We start from the raw sequence: 16,171 nt of genomic DNA, 5'->3' as shown, positions 1-16,171 counted from the left end.
CATCAGGGCTCCGGCACGACGAGGTGCCGGAGCCCTGCGGGTTTGTTGGGCCGTTCGGTCCGCGGCCGGCTCAGCCCAGGCGGGAGATCGTCTTGTACTCCAGGTAGCTGTTGAGCCCCTCGGGGCCCAGCTCGCGGCCGACGCCGCTGGCCTTGTAGCCGCCGAACGGGGCGTTGGCCTCCAGCATGAAGCAGTTGACGCCGTACGTGCCGGTGCGCACCTGGCGGGCCACGTCCATGCCGTGGTCGGCGTCGGCGGTCCAGACCGTCCCGGCCAGGCCGTAGTCGCTGTCGTTGGCGATGCGGATGGCGTCGGCCTCGTCCTCGTACGGGATCACCGACAGGACCGGGCCGAAGATCTCCTCGCGGGCGATCCGCATGTCATTGTTGACCCCGGCGAAGACGGTCGGGGCGACGTACCAGCCGTGGTCCATGGGCCGCTCCAGGCCGCCGACGACGACCTTGGCGCCCTCGTCCATCCCGGACTTGATGTAGCCCTCGACGCGCTCCTGCTGCCGCTTGGCGACCAGCGGGCCGATGCCGGTGCCGGGGTCGGCGGGGTCGCCGACGGGCTGCGAGGTGACCATGTTCGCGACCGCCTCCACGACCTCGTCGTAGCGGTTCTGCGAGGCCAGGATGCGGGTCTGCGCGACGCACGCCTGACCGTTGTTCATCAGCGAGGCGATGGCCAGCATGCCCATGCTGGAGGGGAGGTCGGCGTCGTCGAGGATGATCGCCGCGGACTTGCCGCCCAGCTCCAGGCTGACCCGCTTGAGCTGCTCGCCGCAGATGGCGGCGATGCGGCGGCCGGCGGCGGTGGAGCCGGTGAAGGCCACCTTGTCCACGCCCGGGTGGGAGACCAGGTGCTCGCCGACCTCGCGGCCCGCGGGCACGATGTTGAGCACGCCGGGCGGGATCCCGGCCTCCAGGAACATCTCGGCCAGCAGGTACGAGTCCAGCGGCGTCTCGGGCGCCGGCTTGAGCACGATCGCGCACCCGGCGAGCAGTGCGGGCGCGATCTTGGTCATCGCGACGAACTGCGGCACGTTCCACGGCACCACGGCCGCGACGACGCCCACCGGCTCCCGGCGCACGGTCGTCGGCCCGAACAGGCCCGGCCGCTGCTCCTCCTGCTGGAAGGTCCTGCCGTACTCGGCGTAGAACTGCAGCATGCCCAGCGGCTGGGGCGCCTGCGCGAGCTGGGAGAACGTGATCGGCGAGCCCATCTCCTCGGTGATCAGCTCGGCCATCTCGCCCTGTTTGGCCGCGTAGACCTCGGCCAGCCTGGTGATCGCCTCGGCCCGCTCGGCGAACGTCAGGCGGGGCCACGGCCCGTGGTCGAACGCCTGCCGGGCGGCGGCCACGGCGCGCTCCATGTCCTCGGCGGTGCCGTCGGGCACCCGGCCCACGACCTCCTCGGTGTGGGGGGAGATGACGTCGATGGTTCCGGTTCCGGCCGGGGCCACCCATTCGCCCCCGATGAACAGCTTGTCGTGCTGGCGCATGTCGTGAGCCTCCTGCTTGACCGAATGCTTGCTTGCTTAGGGCGGACCTCTAGCTGACCGAACCATGTTCTGTCCACGCGCGCAAGAGGGGCGCGGCCCTCGGACCGCGCCCCTCCCGCCTGTCAACCCCCTGTCAGCCGAGCAGGTGCCTCATCGACCGCTTGACCAGGTCCGTACGGGTCGCCTGCGCCGTCAGGCTCTCCGCGCCGAAACCGAGGTAGACGGTGTCCCTGGTGGTGATGCCCGCGCCCTCCTCGAACACCTGGTCCGTGCGGAACCAGTTGTTGACCGAGGGCGAGGTGCCCTCCGGCGGAGCCGCCGCGGTCCAGCCGCCCAGGTCCGCCTCGAACGACGTCTGCTCCGTCACCGCGCCGTCCAGCGTGACGGCGAAGTCGTCGAGGAAGACGCCCGCGCCCTGGTTGGCCCAGTCGCTGATGTACGACAGCGACAGCTCGACCCGCTTGCCCGCGTACGGGGTCAGGTCGATCTTCCACTGCTGCCAGCCGCCGGAGTTGCCGCTGGCCGCGTTCCAGGAGCCGCTGCTGCCGGTGGGCTCGCAGTTCGGGCCCTGGTAGCGCTGCGTGAACGGGTGGATGGTGCGCCAGCCGCCGCTGTTGGCGGCCGCGCAGCTCTCCCCGGTCTCCTGGGTGGTGTGGCCGTTGACGTCGGGCAGCGTCGTCCAGTCGTCCTGGCCGGCCGTGTGCGCCTCGACGGTGAGGAAGTCCCATGCCGCCTCGGTGTCGTGGGACACCCAGAAGGACAGGTCGCCGCTGCTCTTCCCGGTCAGGTCGATGGTCTTGGTCAGCCGCTTCCAGGAGACGTCGGCGATGCCGCTGTAGACGTCCCAGGAGCCGGTGTGCGGGTCGAACGGGCCGCCGGGCCGCACCCACTTGACGCCGGCCGAGCTGGCGAACAGCGGGAACTGGGTGGCCGGCAGGATCGCTGAGGTCGCGACGTAGGAGTTGGTGTGGGCCGGCTCCAGCGTGCCGTTGAAGCCCTCGAAGCGGCCGCCCTTGCCCTGCAGCGCGAACGGGTCGCCGGTGTTGTGGTCGGTGCCCGCGTCGTCGAAGAAGACGTAGGCGCCCAGGTAGTACTGCTGGAAGTCGTTGAAGATCGGGATGCAGGGCGGGTCGTCGGGAACCGCGCACTCCGGCAGCGCCGGCTGGTTGGGCTGGTAGTAGTAGGCGCCGTTGTTGTTGGCCGCGAACGACGGGTACTTGCCCGCGTGCAGCAGCTTGCCGCCCTCGTTGAGGTAGTCGCGCACGGCCAGCTCGGTCTCCACGCCGCCCTTGGACGTGGTGCCGCCCACCTGGCCGGCGGACCTCGGGATGATGTCGTCGCCGGTCTCCCAGACCACGGCCTTGTAGTGGCTGAGCACGCCGAGCGGGTGCGGGGCCTTGCGGCCCATCTTGTCCATGTCGTAGACGTCGGAGCTGTAGCCGGCCTCGTCCAGCGCCTTTACGTAGTCGTCGGCGTACTTGGCCTCGGTCACGCCCTGGACCGGGCTCAGGCCGGTGACGTCCTCGGTGGCCAGGACCAGCACCTTGCCGCCGATGTCCGTGGAGACCTGGTAGGTGAAGTCGCCGCTCTTCCTGCCGATCGAGCTGAACCAGACCTTGACCTTGTCCCCCGGCCTGGTGCCGGTGATCTTGCCGCGCATGAAGTGGTAGTAGGTGTTGTAGCCCTTGCCGTAGCGCTCGCCGCCGTTCCACTGGCTGGTCCCGACGGTCTTCGTCCTGCCGCCGTTGACCTGGTAGTTCAGGAAGACCGGGCCGAGCTTGCGCTTGGCGTTCACCTGGACGACCTGGTCCCGGCCGTGGCTGACCTCGAACGGGTCGAGCACGAAGTCGGACGTCGTGTTGCCGAGGTGGTTGACCGGCTCGGACCAGTTGAGCGCCGACTTGGCCACGTCCAGGGCGAACGGGATGTTCTTCTCGAACTCCGCCTGCACCAGCGCCTCGTCGTCGGGGAAGACGAACCCGCAGCCGTCACAGCCCTCGTCCAGCTCCGGCGTCCAGGCCAGCGTGCCGTACGCGCTGTGCGCGTGGTCGGTCGTCTCGCCGTTGGTCGTGTACAGCTCGGCGCCGAGGTCGGGGTCGAAGCCCGGGATGGCCGGGTTGGCGTCGTTGCCGGAGATGGCCTCGTAGATCGGGTTGTCGGCGGTCTCCGTGGCGATCTGCCAGCCCATCGGGTAGAGCAGCAGCGGGCCGAAGGAGTGGTAGTTGACCTGGGCCTTGAACCTGATCCGCTTCAGCAGCCCGTCCATGGCCCTGGTCTCGGGCTCGCTGGAGGGCCCGGAGCCGCGGTAGGTGTCGCTGCTCGGGATCGAGGAGGAGCCCTCCTCGTCGTAGTGGAAGTTGGTGGCGAAGTTGCGGTTCGGGTCGACGCCGTCGCCGACGGTGATCCGGCCGTCGCCGTTGACGTCGCGCAGGTTCTTGCGCCACAGGCGGTTGCCCTCGGTGAAGGTGAAGTCGTAGCCGTCGGGGTTGGCCACCGGCAGGAACCACAGCTCGGTCCTGTTCAGCAGGTCGCGCAGCGCGGACCTGTTGGCGATCACGTGCTTCAGCAGCCGCAGGTTCACCTGCGTGGAGATCCACTCGCGGGCGTGCTGCGTGGCCGAGTACAGGGTGGCCGGCTTGGCGCCGTCGGGCAGCACCCTGGCCAGCGTGGTGACCTTGACCGCGAGGATGTCCTGGCCCTTCAGCGTCCTGCCGATGGACTGGAGCTTCACGATGTCCTTGTTGGCGTTGGCGATCGCCCTGAGCTGGTCGGCGACGCCGCCCGGCTCCGAGTACGACCGGTAGACGGTGTAACCGCCGGCGGCCTGGGCCCTGGCCGCCTCCAACTGGGTCTGTCCCTGCGGATTGCGTACGGGCTCCGGCTTGTAGCCGAGCTTGCGCAGTCCGTCGAGGTCCGTCTGGTCGGCGGTCACCTCGACGTGCTCCTGGCCGGACCGGCCCTCCTGCTGGACGACGTCGAAGCCCTTCTCCCTGAGCGCCTGCCCCGTGCCGGGCGCGCTGTCGAGCTCGTACAGCTCGATCCTGTCGCGGGGAGGAAGCGGGTCCACCGAGGCCTGGGCCTGCAGTGCCACAAAAGAGGTGCTGAGGCCGAGGATGACGGCCGTGGACAGGGTCAGTAATCGAGACACGGTCTGCCCCTTCGCAAGACGAGTATCGTCCGCCATCTCAGACCGCCTGCCAGGGGCTCGGCAAGGCCCAATCTTTTACCCGGACCTTAGGGGCGACAATTCACGCCAAAAGCCGCCAAAGGGGCGTCAGTTAGAGCGTTCGGATGACAGACTTCAAGATCATCTTCTATAGTTTCGGTCCGTCTATGAGGGGAGGACGGACGTGAGAATCAGTCACTTTGCCGTATTCGTCATCGTTCTTACGGGACTGTTCGTCTTCCCCCTGCCTGCGTCCGCCGCCCCCAACCCGACTGAGCTGCGCAAACTCACCAAACAGGCGTCCCAGCTCAACGAGCTCTACCGGGGGCAGATCCAGAGCCTGGAGGAGATCCGGATCCAGGCGAAACGGGCGACCGACAACTCCAGCGACCTCGACGCCAAGCTCGCCGCCGCCAAGTCCGAGGTCACCGCGATCGCGCAGACCACCTACATGGCCGGCGCCCTCGACGGCACTCAGATCTTCAGCTCCGGCGCCTCGCCGTACATGATGCTGGGGCAGGCGGCGAACATGACGTACCTGGCCAACGAGCGCATCAGCAAGGTGCGGAGCATCCAGTCGTTGATCGACAAGTCGAAGGAGGCCAAGCTGGCCGCCAACGGCAAGATCAACAAGCTGAAGAAGGAGATCAAGACCCTCCAGAGCAAGCGCCGCGACATCGAGAGGCTGCTCGCCAAGTACGGCTTCCAGCAGCCCGGCGGCTCCGAGGGGCTCACGCCGCGCATGATCGCGGTGCGCGCCGAGATCATGCAGAACTTCCCGATGCCGTACGGCGTCGGCTGTCTGCGCCGTGGTGACCCCGGCGAGCACGGCAAGGGGCGGGCCTGCGACTTCATGATGTCGAGCGGCGGGCGGGCGGCGAGCGGGGCCGACGGGGACCGCGGTGACGCGCTGGCCGAGTGGCTGATCAGGAACGGGCCGCGCATCGGGGTCATGTACATCATCTGGAAGCAGCGCTACTACGACATCCGGTCGGGGGGTGGCTGGGACCCGATGTCGGACCGCGGCGGCGTCACGGCCAACCACTACGACCACGTGCACGTGTCGGTGTTCTAGCGGCGCTCCGGCGACTCCGCGACCGGTCCGGGACGCCCGGCCTCCTCTCCGGGACGTGCTCGCCTCTCCCGGGGTCTCCTGGCGCTCCCGGGAGTCGCCACCGAAGTGCGGCGGATGGCGGTGGTCAGCCCTTCAGGCGGTCGCGCAGCCAGGCGTACGACGCCTTCGGGGTGCGGCGGCCGGTCTCGAAGTCGACGTGGACCAGGCCGAAGCGCTGGTGGTAGCCCTCGGCCCACTCGAAGTTGTCCAGCAGCGACCACACGAAGTACCCGCGCACGTCCACGCCCTGCTCCGCCGCCCGCTCGACGGCCTGGACGTGGCCGTCGAGGAAGGCGATGCGTCCCTGGTCGTCGACGACGCCGTCCGGGCCGGGGACGTCGTCCTGGGAGCAGCCGTTCTCGGTGACGTACACGGGCGGCAGCCTGTCCCCGTACCTCTCCTTGAGGCCGGTCAGCAGCTCGCGCAGGCCGTCGGGGACGACCGGCCAGCCGAACGCGGTGGTGGGGAAGCCGGTGACGCCCACATCCGCCCACGGCAGGCCGGGCTCGGTCGGCGCGCCGATACGGGTGGGGTTGTAGTAGTTGATGCCCAGGCCGTCGAGCGGCGCGGAGATGATCGCGAGGTCCCCGTCGCGGACGAGGGGCGAGTCGGCGACGGTGTTCATGGTGGTGCCGTACGCCGACAGGTCCGGGTAGGCGCCGAGCAGGACCGGGTCGTTGAACAGGCGGTTGTGCAGGGTGTCGTAGGCGTCGGCCGCGGCCAGGTCCGCCTCGGAGCCGGAGGCGGGCCAGACGGGTGTGCAGTTGTTGGTGATCAGCACCTGCCGGGCCCCGGCCGCGCGCAGCGCCCGCGTGGCCAGGCCGTGGCCGAGCAGTTGGTGGTGGGCGACGGGGAGCGCGTCGAGCAGCAGCGCCTGGCCGGGGGCGTGGACGCCCATGCCGTAGCCGAACGCCATGTGGACGAACGGCTCGTTGAGCGTGATCCACATCTCGACGCGGTCGGCCAGGCGGTCGGCGACGACGGCGGCGTAGTCGGCGAAGTGGTGGGAGATGTCGCGGTTCATCCAGCCGCCGAGGTCCTGGAGCGCCTGCGGCAGGTCCCAGTGGAACAGCGTCGGCACCGGCGTGATCCCCTCGGCCAGCAGCGCGTCCACCAGCCGGTCGTAGAAGTCGAGGCCCCTGGGCTCGGTCTCCCCTTTTCCGTCGGGGACGACGCGCGGCCAGGCGATCGAGAAGCGGTAGGCGCCGGCGCCGAGGCCGGCCAGGAGGGCGACGTCCTCGCGCCAGCGGTGGTAATGGTCGCAGGCCACGTCACCGGTGTGCCCGTCGCGGACGCGGCCCGGCTCGTGGGTGAAGGTGTCCCAGATGGAGGCGCCCTTGCCGTCCTCCCCGGCGGCGCCCTCGATCTGGTAGCTGGCGGTGGCCGTGCCCCACAGGAACATGCGCGCTCCTCTGTTGAGTAAGCCTCATGTTAACGGCGAAGATCGGGAGACCTCTACCTGGCGGTAATACGCCAAGATGGGGGTCATGACGAGTACCCTGCGCCGGCGTCCAGCCCAACGCCGAAGCGTAGAGCGAGTCGAACGGATGCTCGACGAGTGCGCGCATCTGCTCGACGAGGTCGGATACGAGGCGCTCACCACGAAAGAGGTCGCGCGCCGGGCCGAGGTGCCGATAGGCACGTTCTACCAGTTCTTCTCTGACAAGCAGGGGTTGGTACGTGCCCTGGCACTGCGCAACCTCGACGCTTTCCTCCAACGGATCACCGAGCGCCTCACCGAGAGGGTCGCCGAGGCCGATCTCGACCACTGGACAGACCTGGTCGACCTGGCCATCGACGAGTTCGTGGCGATGAAACGGACCACCGCCGGGTTCGCCGTCGTCGACTTCGGCGAGGTGCTGATCGCCCCCGGCGGTCCCATCGTCAAGGGCACGGACAGGTCGCTCGACTCGGCGTTGGAGAACAACGTCGTGGTCGCCGACCGGCTCCGTTCCCTGACGATGGATCTCCTCGACGCCCCCGTCGGGGACGGGCTCGACCGGGCGCTGCTCGTGGCGGTGGAGGCCACGGACGCGGTCCTGAAGCTGGCCTTCAGGATGAACCCCGACGGAGACCCGGACATGATCGTGGAGTGCAAGCAACTGGTCCGCCGCTACCTCGCCGACCACCTGCCCTGACGCTTCACCGTCCGCCGGCGGATCGCTGGCGGTAGGGGTGGCTTCGGGGGCTCTCCCACCGGCGACCGGCCGCCGAGGGAAGGTCCTCGACCAGCCACAGGCCGCCTGCCGCCAGCACCACTCTTCCGCTGGCCACCTCGCGGGAGCGCTCCCGCCGCAGCCACCTCCTCAGCACGCCGCGTCCATACGCGCCCGCAGCTCCTCGTCCAGGCGCACGTCCGCCGCTCCGATGGCCTCCTCCAGCTGGGCCGTCGTCGAGACGCCGACGATCGGGACGACCCCGTCGGCCATCAGCCAGGCCAGCACCACCTGGTTCGGCGTCGCGCCAAGTTCCCCCGCCACCTCACGCAGCACCGCGAGCCGCCGCGTCGTGCCCGGATGGTCGTAGGCGTCGGGGATCGCGCGGTCGGCACGGGTGTACGCGCCGAACATCAGCGTGTTGTACGCCCACAGCGTCATGTCCGGCTCGTCGCGCACGTAGTCCAGCAGTTCGTCCGTCGCCAGCCGGTGCCCCGACTCGGGGAGCCGGGTCAGCGGACGCGGCCGCAGGTAGGTGTGGCGGGCCTGTACATATGTGTAGGGCAGCCAGCCGCGCGCGGCCGACAGGTTCCTGGCCCGCTCGACCCGCCATGTAGCCAGGTTGCTGGCCCCTGAGCTGCGAATCTTCCCCTGATGGTGCAGGTCGTCGAAGGCGCCGAGCGTCTCCGCCACAGGCACCGAACGGTCCTCGATGTGCGACCAATACACATCGATGTAGTCCGTCCGCAATCTCTCCAGGCTGCCCTCCACAGCCTTGGTGATCACGGCCGCCGACAGCCCCTCCGCCGAGTCCAGCGTGAGGTCGCCGGGCACGGCCGGTCGCGCGCCGACCTTGGTGCTCAGGAAGACGCGGTCCCGGTTGCCGCGCGCCGCGAGCCAGGAGCCGATGGCCCGCTCGCTCTCGTCGCCCGTGCACCCAGGCACCCAGAACGGGTAGTTGTTGGCCGTGTCGAGCATCGTGCCCCCGGCCTCGGCGAACCGGTCCAGGATGGCGAAGGTGTCCTTCTCGTTGACGGTGGTCCCGAAGGGAATCGTGCCGAGTGCGAAGTTCATGGCCCAGACTCTGGAAGCTGGAGCGCACTCCATGTCAAGTGCCGCCCGGCCCGATTGACCTGGAGTGCGCTCCAGGTGCGATGCTGTGAACCGTGAGCGTCTACACACCCGCGGAAGTGGTCGAGGAGACCGGCTTCTCCCTGGACACTCTGCGTTACTACGAGAAGATCGGCCTCCTGGAGCCAGTCGGACGCAACGCCGCCGGCCAGCGCAGGTTCAGCGAGGACGACGTGGGCTGGCTCGGCACGATCAGGTGCCTGCGCGACACCGGCATGCCGATCGCCGAGATGCTCCGCTTCGCCGAGCTCGTCCGCGAGGGCGACCACACGATCGCCGACCGCATCAAGCTGCTGGAGGAGCACGACGGCCGGGTCAGGGAGCAGATCGCCCGCCTGACCGAGCGCCAGGGCTACATCCGCAACAAGATCTCCTACTACCGCACGGTCGTCTAGCACTGCCTTGGCCGGCCGGTTGCTAGACCGGGAGGCATGGCCGGACCTGGGACGCGACTGATCGACGTACCGTTGCGGAGCGTGGCCAGGGTGTGCGCGGCCCTGATGTTCGCGCTGCTCGCCAACGTCACGATCGTGCAGGCGTTCGGGTCGCACGGGCTCAACTCCGACGCGCGCAACGAGCGCTCGGTCATCGCCAGGTTCGACCGCCCGCGCGGCGACATCCTCACCTACGACGGCACGACCATCGCCACCAGCCGCGAGAGCGGGGCCGCGCCGTACGCCTACCGGCGCCACTACGCCGGCGGCGAGGCGTACGCGGCCGTGACGGGGCAGGCGTCGCTGTACCGGAACACGGGGATCGAGCAGGCCGAGGACGACGTGCTCTCGGGCCACGACCCCAGGGTCCGCGTACGGTCGATCGTCCGGCACGGCAGGGCGCCCGGCGCCGACGTCAGGCTGACGATCACCGACCGCGTCCAGCGGGCCGCCTACCAGGGGCTGCGATCGGCCGGCCACCCCGGAGCGGCGGTGGCGGTCAACCCGGCGACCGGCGCGATCCTGGCCATGGCCAGCTACCCGTCGTACGACCCGGACGCCCGCACCACCACCGACCCCGCCGCCCTGGACGCGCTCGACCGGCGGCTCGCGGACGACCCCGCCGAGCCGCTGGTCAACCGGGCGATCGGGCGGACCTACCCGCCCGGGGCGGCGTTCACGCTGGTCACGGCCGCGGCGGCGCTGTCGTCGGGGGAGTACGCCCCGGCCTCGCGGGTGGCGGCGCCCGCCCGGCTGCGGCTGCCCGGCGACGCCGGTGACCTGCCGTCCCCCGGCGGCCGGTGCGGCGACGGGCGGCCCACGCTGCCGGAGGCGTTCCGCGGGTCCTGCGACACGGCCTTCGCCGGGATCGGGCTGCAACTGGGGCAGGACGTGCTGCGGGACCAGGCGGAGGCGTTCGGGTTCAACGACGCGGGCCTCGCCGTGCCGTTGCCCGTGGCGCGGAGCACGTTCCCCGCCGGGATGGACCGGGCGCGGACGGCGCTGTCGGCCATCGGGCGGCACCTGGACCGGGTCACGCCGCTGATGCTCGCCATGCTGTCGGCCGCGGTCGCCAACCAGGGGGTGCTCATGCGGCCGTACCTGGTGGAGGAGGTGCGGCTGCCGGACGGCTCGCTGATCGACCGCGCCGATCCGGTGCGGTACCGGGTGGCGATGACGCCGGAGCCGGCGCGGGCGCTGACGTCGATGATGACCCCGGTGGCGGCCACGGGCGGGCCGGGAATGTCGGCCGCCCTCCCGGACACGTCGTCCGCCCTGCCGGGTACGGCCGTCCTCCCGGGTTCGTCGGCGGCCCTGCCGGGCCTTTGGGTGGCCGCCGGCTCCGGGCCCGCCGCCCTGTTCACGGCCTTCGCCCCGGCGGGCTCGCCGGAGGTGGCGGTGGGGGTGGTGCTCGAACACGCGCCCCCGTCCGCCGCCGCCCCGATCGCCCGCTCGGTCGTGGAGGCCGCCCTGGCGTAGCGGCCCGCCGACGACCGGCATCAGCCCGCGAGGGGCGAGCGCCGGGTGGGGCGGCCGGTGCGGGCGGGTCAGCGGTAGGCCGACGCCTGCAAGGAGTAGAGGTCGGCGTACAGGCCGTCCAGCGACATCAGCGTGTCGTGGTCGCCCTGCTCAGTGATCTTGCCATGGTCGAGTACATAGATCCGATCTGCATAACGCACGCTGGCCAGCCGGTGCGTGATCAGCAGCACCGTCCGCCCGTCGGAGTGGCTGCGGATCCGCTCGAACAGCGCGTGCTCGGCCCGAGCGTCCAGCGCGGCCGTCGGCTCGTCGCAGATCAGCAGCGCCGCGTCCCGGTGGAAGCCGCGGGCCACCGCGATGCGCTGCCACTGGCCGCCGGACAGCTCATGGCCGTCCTTGAAACGGCGGTCGAGCAGCGTCTTGTACCCGTGGGGCAGCTCGGCGATCACCTCGTCGGCCCCGGCGACGGCGGCGGCCGCGTGGAGGGCGGGCTCGCCCTTGCCGGTGCCCATCGTGATGTTGTAGGCGGCGGTGAGCGGCCAGCGGGTGTGGTCCTGGGCGATGACGGCCGTGCGCAGCCGCAGCGTCTCGGGGTCGACGTCGCGCAGGTCGATCTCGTCCCAGGTGACGGTGCCGCTGTCGGGCTCGTACAGGCCGGAGAGGATCTTGGCGAGGGTGGTCTTGCCGGAGCCGTTCTCGCCGACGAACGCGATGACCTCGCCGTGCTTGATCTCGACGGAGACGCCGCGCAGCGCCGGGGCGTCGGCGCCGGGGTAGGTGAAGGTGGCGTCCGAGACGGAGATCCGGGCGAACGTGCGCGGCGCCTCGACCGGGCGCGGGCCCGCCAGCCGGGTCTCGGCGTCGGCGCAGAACTCCAGGAAGTCGGTGAAGTAGAGGCCCTCCTCGTACAGGCGGTTGGTGGCGTACATGAGGTTGGCCAGGGACGACTGCCCCTGCCTGATCGCCAGGACGGCGGTGCCGGCGACGGCCAGCGGGATCGCGGCGAGCGCGAGCAGCAGGCCGAGCGCGACGTAGACCAGGCCGCTGCCGATCCCGCCGAGCGCCTCGCCCACCACGCGCGCCCACATCTGCCGCTTGGCCAGGTTGAGCATCACCTTCTGCTCGGCCCGCGCCACCGCGTCGTACATGCGCAGCAGGAAGCCGCGCATGGTGAACGAGCGGACCTCGGCGGCGGGGTCGCGGTCGGCGAGCAGCTCGGCGATGATCCACTTGCGCCGCATGACGGGGATGAGGGAGTACATGGTCGTGTAGCGCATGCGCGCGCTGCGGACCGCGGCCCAGGCGTCGGGCACCACGGCCAGCAGGAGCAGCGGCAGCAGCACCGGGTGCAGGACGCCGAGCACACCGGCCACGGCGGCGATGCCCACCGCGGCCGTCACGACGTCGATGGCCGTGGCGACGACGGCGTCGGCCATGGCCACGCCGCGCAGCCTGGCCCGCTGGAGCGCGTCGTGGAAGTCGGGGTCGTCGAAGGCCACCAGCTCGACGCGGCTGGTCAGCCCGTACAGGCGCTCCTCGATCTGCCGGGTCACCTGCGGGTCGAGCCGGGCCTGCGCCCAGCCCGCGCCGGCCTGCATCGCGGTGCGCAGCCCGGCGGCGGTGGCCACCATGATCAGGCTGGGGACGGCGGCCCGCACCCGGTCGGGGGTCGGGCCCTCGCTGAACAGGGCGGTCAGCACGCCGGTCGTCGCCAGCAGCCCGAAGGCGGTGAACACGCCGCCGAGCAGGTTGAGCGTGACCGTCGCCGCCGTGTCGCGCGGGCTGGCCCGCCAGGCGATGCTCATCGCCTGGGCCACCAGCGAGGGCAGCCGCCGGGCGATCACCAGGAAGCCGACCTCGGCCATCTTGTCGTCGTGCACGTGCCAGTCGGAGGCGGCGACCTCACCGAGCTCGAGGGATTCCTCATTGGTGCCGGGGGGTTCATCGGCCATACAGTGAGTGTGCCCGGGGGGACCGACAGTTCTCCTCCCATTTTGAGGTCTGGGCGCGCGACGTAGTTGATGGCACACTCACAGTGATGGCGCGTTCAGCTGACCTCAGCCACCTCCCGGCGGAACCGAACCTCTTCGTGGGCAGAGAGTCCGATGTGGAGGAGCTCGTCCACCTGATGGAGGTCACGCGGGCGGTGACCCTGTGCGGGGCGGGCGGCATCGGCAAGACCCGTCTCGCCATGCGCCTCGCGGCCCGGGTCGCCCCCGGCTTCCCCGGCGGCGTGCGGCTGGTCGAGCTGGCCGACCTGGAGAAGGGGCAGCTTCTCGGGCACCTGCGCGGGGCGCTCGGCATCGCCGGCGACCCGCGGCACGCGCTGGCGGGCCGCCGGGTGCTGCTGGTGCTGGACAACTGCGAGCCGGTGATCGCCGAGTGCGCCGAGCTGTGCAGCGACCTGCTGAGCGCGTGCCCCGGGCTGACGGTGCTGGCCACCAGCCGCGAGCCGCTGCGCATGCCGGGCGAGACGGTCTGGCGGGTGCCGCCGCTCTCCCTGGCGGGCGAGCCCGCGCGGTCGGAGGCCGTACGCCTGTTCCTGGCCAGGGCGACCGCGGCCCGTCCCGGTTTCGAGCTGACCGGCGAGGAGCTGGCGCAGGTCGCCGAGCTGTGCCGGGCCCTCGACGGGCTGCCGCTGGCGATCGAGCTGGCCGCCGCCCTGGTCAGGGTGCTGTCGGTCAGGCAGCTCGCCGACCGGCTGGACGACCGCTTCCGGCTGCTGGCCGGCGGGGCCCGTACGGCCCCCGCCAGGCAGCGCACCCTTCGCGCCGCGGTCGACTGGAGCTACCGGCTGCTCAGCCCGCAGGAGCGGCTGCTGCTGCGGCGCACCGCGGTGTTCCGCGCCTGCTGGACCCTCGACCTGGCCGAAGGGGTGTGCGCCGGCCCGGGGCTGCCGGTGGAGGACGTGCTGCCCCGGCTCTGCGACCTGGTCGACAAGTCGCTGGTCGTGCTCGACGGGCAGCTCGCCGGCGAGGCCCGCTACCGGCTGCTGGAGACCGTCCGCGAGTACGCGCTGGAGCAGCTCGCCGACTCCGGCGACGAGCCGGAGCTGCGCGGCGCGCACCTGGCGGCGATGGCGAGGATGGGCGCCCAGTTCAAGGCCGTCGTCGCGCCGGGGGTGAGCACGGCGTGGGGGGTGATGGAGCGGTTCGTCAACCTCTTCGACGGGCTGAAGCCCGAGATCGGCGCGGCGGCGGACTGGTCGATGGCGATCGGCGGCCCGGAGGTCGCGCTCAAGCTGCTGACCGACATGCGTTACCTGCTCGTCGCGAGCGGCCGGCCGCTCGGCCTGACCGGGCGGCTGGACCGGCTGCTGGCGCTGGAGTCGCCGCGCGTACGGCCGGAGCTGCGCGGCCAGGCCACGATCCTGCGCGGGGAGCTGGCCGTGCTGGAGGGCGACCTGGCGACCGCGGCGCGGTGCGCGCGTACGGGGGTCGAGCTGTGCAGATCGTCGGGCGACGTGTACGGCGAGGCCGTCGGCATGATCCTGCAGGCCCAGTCGACCGGCGAGCAGGAGCCCCTGCACCTGGCCCTGGAGGCGGCCAGGCGCAGCGGCGACTCGATCCTGGAGTCGTTCGCCCAAGGCACCAGGGCGAACCTGGGCCTGTGCCAGGGCCGCCTGCACGAGGCGCGGCGCGCCTTCGAGGAGGTGCTGGCGCTGTGCGAGCGGCTCGACAACCACTGGGGGCAGTCCACCGGCCACATCGGGCTGGCGCAGGTGGCCAGGCGCGCCGGCGACCCGGCCACGGCCAAGCGGCACTACGAGTCGGGCCTGCGCCTGCTGCGCCACATCGACGCCAGGCAGCAGATCATCAGCTGCCTGTCCGGGCTCGGCCGGGTGGCGCTCGACCAGGGCGACCTGGCCGAGGCGCGGTCCAGGCTGACGGAGGCGCTGGTGCTCAGCCGCGACGCGGGCCTGCGCGCGGACATCGCCAGGCGGCTGGAGGCGTGGTCGTGCCTGGTCACGGCCGAGGGCGACTACGAGAGGGCGGTCCTGCTGGCCTCCGCCTCCGTGGCGCTGCGCGGGCGCCGGCCGGACGCGCGCACGGAGGACGTCCTGCGCCCGGCGCGGGCCCGGCTGGGCGAGCAGACGGTGAGCCTGCTGTGGAGCGAGGGCGCGGCGATGACGCCGGACGAGGCCGTCTCCTGCGCGCTCGACGGGGAGCTGCCCGGCCCGCGCGCCGAGGGCGCGCCGGCCACGCCCGCCGCGCGGGCCAGCAGGCTCACCGCCAGGGAGCTGGAGATCGCCGACCTGGTGGCCAGGGGGCTGAGCAACAGGGCCATCGCCGACGAGCTGGTGATCAGCCCGGCCACGGCCGCGCGTCATGTAGCCAACATCCTGTCGAAGTTGGGGTTCTCCACGCGTACACAGATCGCCGCATGGGTGATCGGCGGCCGTTGAGCAGCACGTCTCTACACATCTTCACGTCCTGCGGGTTACATCGTCGAATGGCCATCTCGACGCATGTGCGGCGCGAATCGTTTGCCTAGCGTTCTCCATGTGATCGGCCGCACAGCGCGACCCGCCCCTCATGCCGGGGGGCGCCCGCGGCCCGATCCGTGGGGCGTCGCGCGCCCAGCGGGGCAGGGCCTCCTCGGAGGGGTGGGGGTCTTGCTCCGGGTGCGTGACAGCGGGCTCGAGCCGCGCAGGGCTCGGGCCCGCCCACGGGCCCCGGGAGATGCACATCGGTCTACACAGATCGGTGGATGCTGCGCACACTCCGGCCGCCGTACCTTCACATGCATGAAGCCGACCGTCTCGCCCACCGGCACCGTCATCCACGAGGTGTTCGGCCGGGCCTACGAGCGAGGCGACCGGCCGGCGCTCGTCGACCTGAGCGGCGGCCATGTCTACGGCTACCGCAAGCTGGTGACCGAGGTGACCAGGGCCGCCTCCGGGCTGGTGCGGCGCGGGGCCAGGCGCGACCAGGTGGTGGGTGTGCACGTGACCACGGCCGGGGCGCAGACGCTGGCCGTCCACACGGTGCTGGCGGCCGGCGGGGTGGCCGCGCCGATCGACCCGGCGCTGCCCGTGCCCGAGGTGGCCGAGCTGCTGCGCGAGTGTGACGCCAGGACGCTGCTCACCACGCCCGACGTGGCCGGGGCGGGGGCGCTGGCGGCCGACGAGTCGCGGGTCAGGCAGGTGATCGCGTTCGGCCCGGCGCTCGGCACGATCGACTTCGG

12 protein-coding genes are annotated in these 16,171 nt (G+C 71.4%); 6 read left to right on the top strand and 6 right to left on the bottom strand.

The window, feature by feature from the left end; translation table 11 throughout:
* Positions 1 to 70 precede the first annotated feature (70 nt).
* Both KME77_RS04535 and KME77_RS04530 read right to left on the bottom strand, forming a co-directional pair.
* Entirely contained in the window at positions 71 to 1,504 is a 1,434-nt protein-coding gene (locus tag KME77_RS04535) for an aldehyde dehydrogenase (RefSeq protein WP_219462246.1), read from the bottom strand.
* 133 nt (positions 1,505 to 1,637) lie between these two features.
* On the bottom strand, positions 1,638 to 4,652 hold the full coding sequence (locus KME77_RS04530; RefSeq protein ID WP_308250548.1) for a M14 family metallopeptidase: 3,015 nt from the start codon (positions 4,650 to 4,652) through the stop codon (positions 1,638 to 1,640).
* A 202-nt stretch (positions 4,653 to 4,854) separates the two neighbouring features.
* Between KME77_RS04530 and KME77_RS04525 the strand changes: the two genes are divergently transcribed.
* On the top strand, positions 4,855 to 5,745 hold the full coding sequence (locus KME77_RS04525; RefSeq protein WP_219462245.1) for a coiled-coil domain-containing protein: 891 nt from the start codon (positions 4,855 to 4,857) through the stop codon (positions 5,743 to 5,745).
* A gap of 124 nt (positions 5,746 to 5,869) precedes the next feature.
* On the opposite strand, the gene KME77_RS04520 is transcribed toward KME77_RS04525, so the two are convergent.
* Positions 5,870 to 7,186, bottom strand: a complete 1,317-nt coding sequence (locus KME77_RS04520) for a GH1 family beta-glucosidase (RefSeq protein ID WP_219462244.1) — start codon at positions 7,184 to 7,186, stop codon at positions 5,870 to 5,872.
* 145 nt (positions 7,187 to 7,331) lie between these two features.
* Here KME77_RS04520 and KME77_RS04515 point away from each other — a divergent pair, with 145 nt between their 5' ends.
* Positions 7,332 to 7,922 carry a TetR/AcrR family transcriptional regulator gene (locus KME77_RS04515; protein ID WP_246609167.1) on the top strand — a complete coding sequence of 197 codons (591 nt, stop codon included), beginning with the start codon at positions 7,332 to 7,334 and terminating at the stop codon, positions 7,920 to 7,922.
* Between the two features lie 4 nt (positions 7,923 to 7,926).
* On the opposite strand, the gene KME77_RS04510 is transcribed toward KME77_RS04515, so the two are convergent.
* Together KME77_RS04510 and KME77_RS04505 are read right to left on the bottom strand one after the other, a co-directional pair.
* A complete protein-coding gene (locus tag KME77_RS04510) occupies positions 7,927 to 8,097 on the bottom strand; it encodes a hypothetical protein (protein WP_219462242.1) in 171 nt (56 codons plus the stop codon).
* Positions 8,091 to 9,014: an aldo/keto reductase gene (locus KME77_RS04505; RefSeq protein ID WP_219462241.1), complete on the bottom strand. Its 924-nt coding sequence runs from the start codon at positions 9,012 to 9,014 to the stop codon at positions 8,091 to 8,093. The genes KME77_RS04510 and KME77_RS04505 overlap by 7 nt, the downstream gene beginning before the upstream one ends.
* 92 nt (positions 9,015 to 9,106) lie before the next feature.
* Between KME77_RS04505 and KME77_RS04500 the strand changes: the two genes are divergently transcribed.
* Entirely contained in the window at positions 9,107 to 9,466 is a 360-nt protein-coding gene (locus KME77_RS04500) for a MerR family transcriptional regulator (protein WP_219462240.1), read from the top strand.
* An 81-nt stretch (positions 9,467 to 9,547) separates the two neighbouring features.
* Complete coding sequence (locus KME77_RS04495) at positions 9,548 to 10,984, top strand: penicillin-binding transpeptidase domain-containing protein (protein ID WP_308250547.1); 1,437 nt, start codon at positions 9,548 to 9,550, stop codon at positions 10,982 to 10,984.
* Between the two features lie 68 nt (positions 10,985 to 11,052).
* Here the strand turns inward: KME77_RS04495 and KME77_RS04490 are convergent, their stop codons facing one another.
* Entirely contained in the window at positions 11,053 to 12,936 is a 1,884-nt protein-coding gene (locus tag KME77_RS04490; RefSeq protein ID WP_219462237.1) for an ABC transporter ATP-binding protein, read from the bottom strand.
* A 155-nt stretch (positions 12,937 to 13,091) separates the two neighbouring features.
* Between KME77_RS04490 and KME77_RS30190 the strand changes: the two genes are divergently transcribed.
* Together KME77_RS30190 and KME77_RS04480 are read left to right on the top strand one after the other, a co-directional pair.
* Positions 13,092 to 15,389: an ATP-binding protein gene (locus tag KME77_RS30190; protein WP_219462235.1), complete on the top strand. Its 2,298-nt coding sequence runs from the start codon at positions 13,092 to 13,094 to the stop codon at positions 15,387 to 15,389.
* A 342-nt stretch (positions 15,390 to 15,731) separates the two neighbouring features.
* On the top strand, positions 15,732 to 16,171 hold a 440-nt coding region (locus KME77_RS04480; protein ID WP_219462233.1), incomplete at its 3' end, for an AMP-binding protein.

The organism is Nonomuraea rhizosphaerae, from assembly GCF_019396405.1.
Taxonomy (GTDB): Bacteria; Actinomycetota; Actinomycetes; order Streptosporangiales; family Streptosporangiaceae; genus Nonomuraea; species Nonomuraea rhizosphaerae.
The sequence above is the reverse complement of the archived record's forward strand: the minus strand, read 5'-3'. Positions and strand labels throughout refer to the sequence as shown.